Raw genomic sequence first — 13,378 nt, 5'->3', positions numbered from 1 at the left:
GAAGTTGCGGTTGCACTACTCGCAACCGCCAATTTGTGATTGGCGATCGCATGAATCAGCAGGTGCATAGCACTTGGATTCCCATAACCCGCAACTTGGGTTATTACACCAGAGGTGATTGCTTCTCTCACCTCTTATGACTTCATTCTTGAAGCTTTATTTAGCGCTGCTTCATAAAGAATTGGTATAACCCCCTCACATAGCCTCTCTAGACCTTCTTCTCTCTGCGCTCTCAGCGTCTCTGCGGTTCGTTTCCAACCATCGCATCAGCTCACCCGATAACTCCCTTTTACTTCTACTACTTACCTCAATACAAACGTGCCTAGTAACTGCCTTAGCAACCATTACATCATCAACTACAACTTCATAAGCAATTTCAAACTTATCAACACCGACTTTTTGCGGAATCAAGCTAATAATTAACTTATCCCCGCAAAACATCGGGCGAAAAAAATCTACATCCGCGTGAACTATCGGAAAAGCCACAGATGTACTACTAAAAAAATCTTTCATATTAATACTTGATGCTTCTAAAGATGCTTCATAAGCTTCATGACAAATAGACAAAACATTGGCAAAGTAAACTACCCCAGCAGCATCAGTATCTGAAAATCGAACGGTGCGGTTATAAGTAAACGGCATATTTTATAATTAGCGAAAAAATAGTAGGCTTATAACCTGCTACCAAAAATGATTTTACTGTAACTAGAACAATTTTTAGGGTGCGTTAACAGAGTGTAACGCACCCTACTATAATTTAATGTTTCAATTTAATGGGTAATAAATATCTTCAGAGTGAGGATTGAGGTAGGGACGCTGCAAATCTATATTTAGTTGTGTAAAGTGTTGAGCGATCGCTTTCATTCTCTCCTCAGTACTATTATCACCTTTTTGCCAAACTGACAACAAAGAAGAAGCGACAATTTGACAACGATTCACGCCAAAATTCTCTTGTGCGGCAAATTTTTGGCTTGGTTCTTCAGCTAAACTCAAGCCAGGGGCTAAAAACTTGGTAAATAAAGGTATTTCTGGCTGAAAATAAGATTTATGCTCTAAATAAACAGCTTGAAGTATTTTCCGCACAGCTGGATAGTCGTTGCGTTGAAAATACAGCACCCCAGAGTCGTAACGTCCATACGCACAAGGGTTGTAGAGAACTTGAAAGTTAAAGAAAATCTCAGCCGCGTTTAATTGTCGGGTGAGACTATCCATGAGAGCGATCGCTCCATCAGGAGTTACATTAAAATAAATTCGCCCCATATCCAAATCAACGTCTGGATTATTGCTAACTGCTAAATAATAATTATTTTGCAGTCGATTTTTCGGCATCCAAATTCCAACCAACTTACCAACTTTGGCAGACTCCATACTTGGTTGCATAGGCGAGTTATACTCAACATGCAATGTCAAACCGTCTTTAATTACTACCAGAGTACCATCAGGTTCTTGCCGCAAAACTTGCCAACCAGCATCAAAATAACCTACACCGTGATTGCTAGCATCTAATCGTTCGTAAAATTCCCAATCAGTACCGAAAATATAATTGTTTTCTAAAGTTTGGTGTGGTAATAAATTAGCTGGTTTGGCATTTAGTGCCAAAATGTTTTGCAAAGAGCCATTGTAATAAATTCCGTAAATAAAATTTCGCAGCAGCAGAGTGAGATACTTACGCTGCAATGCTGGCAGATTTTGTTGAAATCTGTCTGCTACTTTTTTTGGCAAGGCAAACGGTTGATAATTGGGATGAATAATACAAAAGTTAGACTCAATTTGAATATTGCTGGCAATGTCAAACAGAGAATCTAGTAGTTGATTGGTAGGAGTATATAGCATTTTAAAATGTAGTAAGCGCTCTTTGCGCTTAAATAGATGAGCGGTAAACCGCTCACTAGGAATTTAACATCCACGCAAACGAGTTTTTGGGTAATAAAGAGGAACTAAATTCTGCTTGCTTTCTGGTTGAGGCAACTTTTCTAATTTGGTAACGGGTTTGAGTATTTCCGATTCAGAAATACCGAAAACAGTTAGCACAGCAAGCTGTGGCATGGTGAGTAAATTTTTGGCGAATTGAAGCATTGAAATGCTGATATTATCAAAGTATTTATCGTACTTAATCGCTGCCTCAATTTGATGCATCAGTGCCAAACCCGCAAACTGAATAACACGCAAGAGAAAATCATTACGGTACTCTAAAATGTTGGGGAAGGCTTTGAGATAAGCTTGAGTCAGGGCAAGCATTGAAGGTTGAAGAGTCTCTAATGGTGTCACCGCTAATTGCAAAGATTCTTCTAATTCGATGGTGGGATCTACCACCAGGCTGTCTAGCCAAATTTTTAAATAGCTTGCCAGTAAAGTTCCTAAATCAAAGGCTGGATCACCCCAGGCACATGCTTCCCAGTCAATCAGACGGACGATCGCATTATCTAAATGTTCCCACCTGGAATGGATCAAAATGTTGTCTAATTTCAGGTCGTTATGAGTCAAGCAGCAAGGTTGCCAATCGTTTGCTAAGTCTCCAATTGCTGATTCTAAATTGTCGTGACCCTGGTAGTAAGCATAAAATTTCAGCGCAGGAGTGGGAACCATGCCAAAAATCTCAGGTGCAATTGACTCGATTCCTTGTGCTGGATTGTTGAAGTGATAGCGAAACTGTCCTGCGGGAGCAGTTGCCATAAAATCGCGATACTCGCGACGGTTGAAGGTAGCACGATGCAGCGCTCCTAAGGTGTCACCAATCGTACTGGCGATCGCTTCCGGGAAAATATCGTTTTGTTGATAATAATTCCCTAGTTCCTGATATTCACTTAAGTAGTTACGGATCAGGATCGAGTTTTCTTCATCGAAGTGCAGTACTGATGAGGCGATCGCTCCGATGTTACCAATGACTGGAAATTGCTCAAGCAATTGGTCAAACAGCCACTCATTGAAAAATTGCTCTTTTCCATCCCAAAGGTCAATGCTACGTTTTTGTTTAACTAGCAGTTTGCGATTATCTGCCAGAGTAACCAGTAAATTTAAGTTTTTCTTACTTTCAGGTAACTCAGAATTAGAGGATGCGCCATCTTCTGAGCTACACAGACCTGAGGAACGCAGATACTGGATAACGTTATGAGAAGACAGTGAAACTACCATGTATTATTTCCTAATTCGTAAAATGAAAGAGCGTAAATCACTTAGATCCAGATTGGCTTAACTTTTATAGCTCGTGCTAGACAGCAATAACACTGGGAATATTAATTACGATGATTACAATCTACTAATATCCGATCCTCAAAAGAAAAACCTGCCAAAATGGCAATTCTGTCTTTACTATTCCTTTAAAGTAAATTCTTTACCTAACTAAGCATTTTTACTTGAATTGATATTTAATTTTGTGGTTAAGCTTTTTGTTGTTCACTTTCCGGCTTTCTGGGCGCTTAAGAAAAATTCACGCATTAATTTTTCACTTCGCAATAAAAGCAAGTGCGAAATCAACTGTTTCTGAGATGATTTCGCAATATTATTAGTATCTTCAGATTTTCGCCGCGCAATCATTCAACAAAATCGCTCTAACTTAGATAGGGCGGGTCATTCATGCCGTTTGCGTGCGTATATGCGATCGCTTCGTTTTCCTCTTTTTTTGAAAATGATTTTTTTCAGCCATATTTTTTCATCATCCCCAAATAACGATTGAGCTACGGTTTTTAACTAATTCCCAAAAAAACAAACATTTGCTCATGAACTGAATCACAAGCAAACAAAACTGAGTCATGGTAAATATTGATTGATATTATGCTGCCATTTATATTCATTTACAATAAGATATTTCCGTCACATAAATCAAGTGATAAGTTTTAATTGTGTTATGCAGAGCATAGCCAATATAAATCTAATCAATTTAAATTTACAATCGGCAATCTTGAAGTACTTACGTATCTAGCTACAGGGAAAGGGGAGGCAGTGTGGGGAGCGGGGTTCACCTGCGTGGAGGAGGCAGTGCGGGGAGCGGGGGTTCCCCCCATGAGCAACTGCCGTCACCCGCCTATGATTGGGAAAAGGAAAATAAAGAATTATTGAAATATGCACCCTTCATTTTCTTTACCCTTTACCCTGATTCGGTAATATAAATGTACTAATAAAGGTATACTAACTAAAAAGAATCATGGAGGTGAAAAAATAGTAGGGATCAACTACTGGCTTATTATTGATGCCATAAGTTGATTCACTATCACCGCCAACGTCAGCACACCGAAAAACAGCATCAATCCCGCCGGCATAAACTTGCGTGTTTTAGCCAGTCGCAATGCAAAAACAACTACTAAAACAGCAGTGACTAAAGCTGCTAAAATCAAACCCCAGATTATACCTTGAAATTGGAGGTAAGCGGCAAAAAGTAATAATACACCACTAATGCAGCCACTGAGGAGCGAAACATTGCTAGTAGAAAAAATGTAACCAATGATGCCACCGGCAATCGCTAAAAAGCCGTAGCCAAGAGAAGCAATAATACCTAAATTCATTGTTAAAACCTATGTAGATTTTCATGCGTGCTGCAAACCTCGGCAGACAATTTACCATAGCTGTTTAGCTACCGAAACCTGTTAACTGATGGATAATTAAGCAATGTCCACGGCAAGTAATTCGTTCCAGACAAAAGTTCAGTTCCTCCAGCGTCAAGCAGCATCTTTATTAATCTACCAATCCGTCCTCCAAGGCGAAGTCAGTAGAGCATTTATGGAATTGTTGCAAAGTATACGATATGCCGAAGCGGATGCACGCAGTTGTCTTCAAGCTTACGGCAACTACTTTAAGTGCTTGGCTGCTAGAAATCAAAACTGGGAGGACTATTTAATTACGCAAATTCTCAGAGATGAGAATCCATTTTCTCAGCTTGCAGGGCAGCGAGAATTTGAAAATTTGCCTTCAGCTTTAATTGCAGCGACTCAGCATGATTTACAAGCGTTGCAAAGTCTTTATGAATGTAGTAGCGCGTTTTTGAGCGAATGGGTACAAGCTGTGGCAGGTCTAGCTGTTTCACCAGTAGTGTGGTATGACGAGGAACTTACTCTTTTGGAAGAAACGAACGAATCACTGCTAATAGAGAAACTGCACCACATCGAAGATTGGGCTGATGCAGTAGAAGATGTAGCTGCTTATTATCGGCAATTTGGTACGGGTTTATTTGCAGAATATAGTGCATTGCGCTATTGCGACGGACAATTTATTGGCATCAAATATGCCGATCCGGTAAAGTTAAGCGAATTAGTGGGTTATGAGTCTCAGCGAGACGCTTTATTAAAAAATACAGAATTTTTGCTAGCAGGAGAGGTAGCGCTGCACGTATTACTTTACGGTAGTCGCGGTTCGGGGAAATCCTCTTTGGTGAAAGCTTTGTTGAATGAGTACAGCAAGCATCACCTGCGCTTGCTGGAAGTAGCAAAATCAGATTTGAAACACCTACCACAAATTGTGGAACAGTTGCGCTCTGTGCCACATAAATTTATTATTTTTGTCGATGACCTTTCTTTTGAGGAAGATGACGACGCTTTTAAAGCGCTGAAAGTAGTATTAGAGGGGAATTTAACTGCGCGATCGCAAAACGTAGTCGTGTATGCTACTTCTAATCGTCGGCACTTAATTCGCGAGTTTTTTGCTGATAGACCTGCACCTAAAGATAATGATGAAATTCATGCTTGGGATACGATGCAGGAGAAGCTTTCGTTTAGCGATCGCTTTGGTCTAACCTTAACCTTCGAGCCTGCCGATCAGAAAACTTATTTAAACATTGTCCGACATTTAGCCACACAAGCAGCAATTAACATTGACTCAGAAGATTTAGAATATCAAGCTTTGCAATGGGCAACTCGTCACAACGGTCGATCTGGAAGAACAGCACGACAGTTTGTTGATTTTTTGAAAGCAGATTTGGCACTTTCGGCTTCAAAAAACCAAACATAAGTAGCTTACATAAACAGCGTACAGTAGGAGGCATTAAAATTTATTCTTCCCCTTTCTCCTTTCCCCTTCCCCAGAAATACCTATTCTGAAAAATTGACTAAACTAAAAACAAGCAATATGCAATCAGCAATGGGAAATAATCGATTTTTGCTTTTAGGTATAGTTGCCTTTAGTGTGAGTTTTGGTCTAAGCCTCGTCCCAACTTGGGATTTTAGTAAAGCCTTTCTCACAGGTGCAATTACAGTAATAGCTAGTTACGCAGCAGCATTATTTGTCGATAACATCCGCAGAAATCATGAAATGCTCGTTTTAGGTTCTCTCTACAAGCGAATAAAAGAGCTTGAGGGCTTGAAATCTCGTCTTGTCAGAGAAATCAACCAAATTGAAGAGCATCGCGCCTTATTATATACAGAGTCAAATCAACTGCAAAATCAAGTATCAGAACGCCGCAACCAAAGAGATAGTTTAAATCGAGAATTAAGCAGTTTTATCGGACATAAAAAGCAGTTAGAAGCCGAAATAAACTTACTACAAACAGAGCTTACTAAGCTGGACAAAACTAAAGCCGAGCTAAATAATTCATTTTCGGCTCTCACAGCAGAAAAACGTCGTCTAGAATTAAATTCCAACGTATCGCGAGCGGAAATAACTAAATTACAAACTGAAATTAGCGAGCTCCAACAACAAAAGCAAGAAACTGAAAGCAATTTAACTTTGCTAGACAGACTCAAACCTCAACTAGAAGAAAGACTCTACGAATTGCGAGTTGAACTGCAAGATTTAGAAAATCAGGTAACTCAGCACAATGAATTAATTTTAAATAAAAAATCCGAAAGAGAAAATACAGAAGCCAGCCTAAATTTATTACAAACCCAAATAACAGAACAAAAAAAGGAATTAAATCACTTACAAGAGCAAATTTCATTATTGCAACAAGAACGCGATTTATTACAAAATCAAGTATGGGAATTACTCCAACAATCCGAAACATACAATCAGCAATTATTTCCAGAAAACGAGCATGAAGAAGATGTAGATTTATTTCCTTTTTCTGACTTAATAGATTTAGAAACAATATCTGAAAATACATCTGATTTACCCCAAGAATGGGCTAAATTATTAGAACAGCTACCAGCTTATGAAATACAAGTATTAAAAGCCATAGTAGAGCAAGAAAATCCCAAAGCTGCTATTAAACACATTGCCGAAACAAATATTACTATGCCAAATTTGTTAATTGATTCTATAAATGAACACGCTAATGATACAATTGAAGAATTAATAATAAATCCAAACTTGGAAACTCCAGAAATTTATCAAGAGCATATAACAAACGTCAAAAAATTGATTGCAATGTATGAATTAACGACTAGACAACCCTCATAAAATTAATTTATTAAATAAGTCGGCTTCGTAGGGTGTGTTGTCGCGCAGCGCAACGCACCATATTAAATTCAACGTATGTTGTCGCGCAGCGCAACGCACCATATTAAATTCAACGTATGTTGTCGCGCAACGCACCCTAGATTAAAATTTCTTAACATAGGTTGAAATATTAGCGCCGGCTTACTTATTGCCATCGTACAATTACATATTACCTACTGGCAGCGTGCCTGTGAGTTTATAGCGGTTTAAAATTGGGTGCAATACATCAAAAAATTAATGAACTACACATAAACAAATATATGTACTTGAATCGGCTGAGAACCGCTAAAAAATAAAATGAGGTGAAGTAGATGGCAAAACTTAAAATCTCCAAAAAAATATCTACTGCTTTAATCAACTCTTTGAGTGCGGGAGTAGTACCAAGATTTGGACTGGAACATATAGCAGTAGGTCGAGAAAAAGAATTAAAAAGCCTATTACAAAATCTCGACGATATTGGAGAAGGTGTAGCCGCATTTCGCTTTATAATTGGTAACTACGGTTCCGGTAAAAGCTTCATCCTACAAATGATTCGCAACCGTGCTATGGAGCAAAATTTTGTAGTAGCTGATGCTGATTTATCTTCCGAACGTAGACTTGCAGGAACAAACAACGAAGGTTTGGCAACTTATCGAGAATTAATGAGCCGTCTGGCGACAAAAACTCGTCCGGATGGTGGTGCTTTAGTCTCAATTTTAGAAGGTTGGATTAATAAAATTCAACAAGAAGTAGCTAAAGATAGCGGAATACGTCCTAATGATGAAGGTTTTGATGATAAAGTTGAAACGAAAATTAGAGAAGTAGTTCAGTATATTGAGGACTTAGTTCACGGCTTTGATTTTGGTAGCGTTATTGTTGCTTATTGGCGCGGTTACAGGCTTGATGATGATGATTTGAAAAATGCTGCATTGCGGTGGTTGCGAGGCGAATTTAACACCAAAACTGAAGCAAAAGCTGCTTTGGGAGTGCGCGTAATTATTGATGATGATAGTTGGTATGACTATATTAAGTTAATCGCTAAATTTGTGGCGGAAATTGGCTATAAAGGACTTTTAGTTTTGCTTGATGAAGTTGTGCATATATACCAAATATCCACTACAGTTACTCGCGAAAAGAACTATAACAGACTTTTAGCAATGTTTAACGATACCATGCAATGCAAAGCAGAACATCTTGGTATTGTGATCGGTGGAACTACAAAATTTTTAGAAGACCCAAATCGCGGACTTTTTGCCGACCCAGCTTGGCGAAGACGCACTAAAGAAAGCCGTTTTGTTCAAGCTGGTGTTCAAGAATATTTGGGACCGGTGATGCGGCTAAATCCGTTGACTGAAGATGAAATATTAACGCTTTTGCAAGGTTTGGTTGAGATTCACGCTCTGAATTTTGGTTATAATAAGGCTTTAACAAATAGCGATTTGAAGGACTTTATAAACGAAATTGTCAATCGTTTGGGTGCAGAAGCATTATTGACTCCGGGCGAAATTGTCCGGGATTTTATTAGTGTGTTGAATATCCTGTACCAAAATCCCGAAATTTCTTTTAGTAAATTGATTCATGGTTCGGATTTTCAGTTAACTGCTGTGGGTAAAAATACAGATGTTGATGACGATGCAGCAGAATTTAGTTTGTAAGCTGTAGAAAATTAAATAAATATATGAGCGAAGTTTTACATACTTTTTCCAGACTTGCGCCTTTTATCCAAGAATATATTTATCATCACAACTGGAGTGAATTGCGACCAGTTCAAATTGCTGCTTGCAAAGTCATTTTTGACACTGATGCTCATTTGCTAGTTGCAGCCGGCACAGCTTCGGGCAAAACAGAAGCTGCGTTTCTGCCGATTTTAACTTTATTATATGAAAATCCGCCGGAAACTATCGGCGCATTATATATTGGTCCGATTAAGGCTTTAATTAATGACCAATTTGCACGTCTTAATGATTTGCTAAAAGAAGCGGATATTCCCGTTTGTCACTGGCATGGGGATGTTTCGCAAAGTCGGAAAAAACAGCTTTTAAAGAATCCTAAGGGTATTTTGCAAATTACGCCGGAATCTTTAGAAAGCTTATTAATTAATAGAAATAATGATTTGATGCGTTTGTTCGGTGATTTACGGTTTGTGATAATCGATGAAGTTCACGCTTTTATGGGTTCTGAACGCGGTTGTCAAATTCTTTGTCAGTTATCACGTTTGCAAAGTTTGACGCAAACGCAACCCCGAAGAGTTGGTTTGTCGGCTACTCTTGGTGATTATTCGATGGCTGAAGAATGGTTAGGTTCTGGAAGTGATAAGTTGGTGATTACTCCGGAAATTGAGGGGGGGAAAAGGCAAATTAAGCTTGCTTTGGAACATTTTTATGTTGGTGATGGGGTTTTAGGAGAAACGAACCGCAAAGACGTAAAGGACGCGAAGGGAAGAGGGGAGAGAGATGGAGGTGGGTATGAGGAATATGTTTTTAATGTTAGTAAGTCTCGTAAGTGTTTGATTTTTGCTAATAATAAAAGGCAAACTGAATCTATTATTGCTTCTTTGCGAGAATTTGCTGCGAGTGAGGGATTGCCGGATATTTATCATGTGCATCATGGTAGTATTTCTGCTAGTTTGCGGCAAGCGGCTGAAAATGCGATGCGTGAGGTCGATAAGTCGGCTGTGATTGCGGCAACTTTGACTTTGGAGGTGGGGGTTGATATTGGTCATTTGGAGAGGGTTATTCAGTTAGAATCGCCTTTTTCTGTAGCTAGTTTTTTACAGCGTTTGGGACGCAGTGGTAGAAGAGGTGCTGCTGCTGATATGCGGTTTGTTTGTACTGAGGAAAAAGTATCGGCGTCAGCTTCTTTGGAGGAACAAATTCCTTGGCAACTTTTACAGTGTATTGGGATTATTCAACTTTATTTGGAGGAACGTTGGATTGAGCCGATTAAGCCTGTTAAATATCCTTTGAGTTTGCTTTATCATCAGACAATGAGTATTTTAGCAGCTGCGGGTGAAGTTTCGCCTGCGGCGCTTGCTAAACAGGTTTTAAGTTTACCAAGTTTTGCTGCGATCGCACTCGAAGATTTTCGGCTGTTGCTTCGCTATTTAATTGATATTAACCATGTTCAGCTAACTGAAGAAAATAAGTTAATTCTCGGTTTGGCTGGGGAAAAGGTAGTACGTAAATTTCAATTTTATGCTGTTTTTCCTGACAATGAGGAATATGTTGTTAAGCAGGCAACTACGGAAATTGGTAGTATTATTATGCCTCCCCCAATCGGTAATCAATTCGCTTTGGCTGGAAAAGCTTGGGAAGTTTTAGAAGTTGATTTTAGAAAAAAAATTATTTTGGTTAAGCAAGTAGAAGGTAAAGCTAGTATTTTTTGGCGCGGTGGTAGCGGAAATATCCACACAAGAATTTTGCAACGAATGCGGCAGGTTTTGCTAGAAGATGTTGAATATAGCTATTTGCAAAAAAATGCGCTGAAACGTTTGCAGAAAGTTCGAGAAGTAGCGCGAAATTCTGGCTTAGATAAGCAAAATATTCTGCTTTTAGAAAATAATAAATGTTGCATTTTTCCTTGGATGGGTACGGTTGCTTACCGCACTTTAGAAAGATTGGTTAATTCTTGGTGTCGGGAATCTTTAGAAATTAAAAGTATTGGTGGTGTTAATCCTTATTTTTTGACGATTAAATTAGGTAAAGATAAATTTAGATATCTTTACGATGAAATTGTATCGTTGTGTGAACAAAGAATTACTGCTGAGGATTTATTAGCTGATGCGGAAGCGCCAGAAATTCAAAAGTACGATCGCTTTATTCCTCACTCAATTTTAAGAAAAGCTATGATTAGCGATTATCTAGATATGGAGGAACTTAAACAGCAAGTGAAGAAATGGCAATTTCCTCCTCTTGCTTGCAACCCAAGCGCTGCCCATTTGTATCAACCTTAAACTAAAACGCTATGACAGGCGATCGCCTCACCACTTTTCATTCCTCAGTAAGGTTTAATAGTTAATTGTAGAAGTGTTGAGATTTATTAAGAGCGCATTATGAAGTTTTCGCGACTGCTAGTTAGCTTTGTCTTAGCTATGGTTTTGTTTGTGTTTCCCTTGTCTGCACAAGCAGCAAGTTCTTCTAGTATCACCCGTTCTGTTGGTGATGCAGAATTCAAGGGCAAGGATTTTTCTGGTCAAAGTTTAATCGGGGTTGAGTATACCAATGTCAATCTAGAAAAAGCAAATTTTAGTAACGCTGATTTACGCGGTGGCGTTTTTAATGGTTCGGTATTGCAAGGGGCAAATTTGCATGGTGCAGATTTTAGTGAAGGAATAGCTTATCTAGTAGACTTCAAAGGTGCTGATTTAAGTGATGCGATTTTGACAGATGCAATGATGTTGCGTTCTACTTTTAGTGACGTTGACATTACCGGTGCTGACTTCACCAATACTATTCTTGATGGTATTCAAGTGAAAAAACTCTGCGCTCAAGCAAGTGGTGTAAATTCTAAGACTGGTGTAAAAACTCGCGAGTCTTTAGGATGTAGGTAGCAGTCAGATTCCTGACTTATTCAACAAGTCGGGAATCTTGTTTTTTGCACTTATTCCTAATTAACAAAAAACAACATCAGTAAAAGCGATCGCTTACATCATTGATGCATATTATAGAGACGTTCCGTCGGAACGTCTCTATAATATATGTGATTTTTGTAGAATTTCCTTACCCTCTCTGTTAATAAAAACCAGAGACATAGGGTGTGAGGTTCATGGAGGTAAGCGGGTTCGAACCGCTGACCTCTGCAATGCCATTGCAGCGCTCTACCAACTGAGCTATACCCCCTTGTCATGCGTTTCCGATTTTATCTTAACAATTGCGGCTTTGTCAAGATTATTGTAAATATGTCAACCTCACAAAACACACAAAGGCAAGAAAGACTATCTTAAGATACTTGCAACAGATAGCTCATACAGTGTCCCATAAGGAAATAAACTACTAACATTGCCCCAGCAGCTAAAGCAACCAATGTACCCGCCAACATTAAAGAAAATTCTTTATGCTGAAAAGCTTTTTCCATTAGGTGCAGTGACCATGCCACCAGCGCCACATCAAATACTAAAATAGGAATCAACATTTTTTTTAATATTTATTAATACTTGTTTATTAATCTTAACACTGTTTTGAGGTACTGTGTCTAACCCTAGATAGATGTGGTTATGAGAAAAACAAATGATGACTATACTATTCTCACTGGTAGAGAGCGATCGCGCAAATAATTTTTAATTTCCGCTACACTTAATTGTCCGTAATGTAAAAGTGATGCCAGTAGTGCGGCTTCTGCTTTACCTTTTGTGAGAGCATCGTAAATATGTTCGCATGTTCCCGCGCCACCAGATGCAATTACTGGAATTTGGACGGTTTGGGCGATCGCGCTTGTTAAATCTAGGTCATATCCGGCTTGAGTACCATCAGCATCCATACTTGTTACCAGCAACTCACCTGCTCCTCGTTTTTCGACTTCTTGTGCCCAAAGTAGAGCATCCTTACCCGTATTTTCCCTTCCTCCTCGTACATAGACATCCCAGCCAGGATTATCAGGGTCTTTTCGGCTTCTAGCATCAATAGCAACCACAATGCATTGATTACCGAAGCGATCGCTTGCCCGATTAATTAAATCTGGGTCGCGTACCGCCGCAGAATTAATACTAACTTTGTCTGCCCCCGCTCGTAACAAAGCTTTAACATTTTCTAAGGTTTGAATTCCTCCACCCACAGTCAGAGGAATAAACACCTGTTCAGCCGTGCGATACACTACATCAAGAATAATGCCTCTGTCTTCATGAGTCGCCGTAATATCGAGAAACACTAACTCATCTGCACCAGCAGAGTTGTAAACCTTTGCCAATTCTACGGGATCGCCTGCATCCTTCAGATTGACAAAGTTAACTCCTTTTACAACCCGTCCCGCCTTGACATCAAGGCACGGTAAGATTCTTTTAGATAACATAGCAAGTTTGCCAATTTTTCCTTAATTGTTCGGA

At 39.1% G+C, this 13,378-nt stretch carries 11 protein-coding genes and 1 tRNA gene; 5 read left to right on the top strand and 7 right to left on the bottom strand.

The features are described 5' to 3' along the window. Positions 1 to 195 precede the first annotated feature (195 nt). From AABK37_RS03790 to AABK37_RS03775, 4 genes are all read right to left on the bottom strand, one after another. Positions 196 to 642, bottom strand: coding sequence for an acyl-CoA thioesterase (locus tag AABK37_RS03790; protein ID WP_432550266.1), 447 nt, complete (start codon positions 640 to 642; stop codon positions 196 to 198). A gap of 123 nt (positions 643 to 765) precedes the next feature. After that, complete coding sequence (locus tag AABK37_RS03785; RefSeq protein WP_432550265.1) at positions 766 to 1,833, bottom strand: T3SS effector HopA1 family protein; 1,068 nt, start codon at positions 1,831 to 1,833, stop codon at positions 766 to 768. A 63-nt stretch (positions 1,834 to 1,896) separates the two neighbouring features. Next, positions 1,897 to 3,132 (bottom strand): phosphotransferase family protein, encoded by a 1,236-nt coding sequence (locus tag AABK37_RS03780; RefSeq protein WP_432550264.1) that lies wholly within the window; start codon positions 3,130 to 3,132, stop codon positions 1,897 to 1,899. Positions 3,133 to 4,169: 1,037 nt separating this feature from the next. After that, a complete protein-coding gene (locus AABK37_RS03775; RefSeq protein ID WP_432550263.1) occupies positions 4,170 to 4,499 on the bottom strand; it encodes a TMEM14 family protein in 330 nt (109 codons plus the stop codon). 103 nt (positions 4,500 to 4,602) lie between these two features. Between AABK37_RS03775 and AABK37_RS03770 the strand changes: the two genes are divergently transcribed. From AABK37_RS03770 to AABK37_RS03750, 5 genes are all read left to right on the top strand, one after another. After that, on the top strand, positions 4,603 to 5,937 hold the full coding sequence (locus AABK37_RS03770) for an ATP-binding protein (RefSeq protein WP_432550262.1): 1,335 nt from the start codon (positions 4,603 to 4,605) through the stop codon (positions 5,935 to 5,937). 117 nt (positions 5,938 to 6,054) lie between these two features. Next, positions 6,055 to 7,323, top strand: a complete 1,269-nt coding sequence (locus tag AABK37_RS03765; RefSeq protein WP_432550261.1) for a tellurite resistance TerB C-terminal domain-containing protein — start codon at positions 6,055 to 6,057, stop codon at positions 7,321 to 7,323. A gap of 350 nt (positions 7,324 to 7,673) precedes the next feature. Beyond that, on the top strand, positions 7,674 to 8,996 hold the full coding sequence (locus tag AABK37_RS03760) for an ATP-binding protein (RefSeq protein ID WP_432550260.1): 1,323 nt from the start codon (positions 7,674 to 7,676) through the stop codon (positions 8,994 to 8,996). Positions 8,997 to 9,019: 23 nt separating this feature from the next. Beyond that, the gene (locus AABK37_RS03755; protein ID WP_432550259.1) at positions 9,020 to 11,293 is read left to right on the top strand and encodes a DEAD/DEAH box helicase; all 2,274 of its coding nucleotides are present in this window, start codon (positions 9,020 to 9,022) and stop codon (positions 11,291 to 11,293) included. Positions 11,294 to 11,392: 99 nt separating this feature from the next. Continuing rightward, on the top strand, positions 11,393 to 11,890 hold the full coding sequence (locus AABK37_RS03750) for a pentapeptide repeat-containing protein (protein ID WP_432550258.1): 498 nt from the start codon (positions 11,393 to 11,395) through the stop codon (positions 11,888 to 11,890). Between the two features lie 216 nt (positions 11,891 to 12,106). Here the strand turns inward: AABK37_RS03750 and AABK37_RS03745 are convergent. From AABK37_RS03745 to hisF, 3 genes are all read right to left on the bottom strand, one after another. Continuing rightward, positions 12,107 to 12,179, bottom strand: a tRNA-Ala gene (locus AABK37_RS03745). A 100-nt stretch (positions 12,180 to 12,279) separates the two neighbouring features. Further along, positions 12,280 to 12,471, bottom strand: coding sequence for a hypothetical protein (locus AABK37_RS03740; protein ID WP_039742583.1), 192 nt, complete (start codon positions 12,469 to 12,471; stop codon positions 12,280 to 12,282). A gap of 102 nt (positions 12,472 to 12,573) precedes the next feature. Then, positions 12,574 to 13,344, bottom strand: coding sequence for an imidazole glycerol phosphate synthase subunit HisF (hisF, locus tag AABK37_RS03735; protein WP_432550257.1), 771 nt, complete (start codon positions 13,342 to 13,344; stop codon positions 12,574 to 12,576). Positions 13,345 to 13,378: the final 34 nt, after the last annotated feature.

It is taken from the genome of Tolypothrix sp. VBCCA 56010 (assembly GCF_050875635.1).
Classification (GTDB): Bacteria; Cyanobacteriota; Cyanobacteriia; order Cyanobacteriales; family Nostocaceae; genus Hassallia.
Note: the sequence above shows the minus strand (reverse complement) of the source record. Positions and strands in the feature narration are given on the sequence as shown.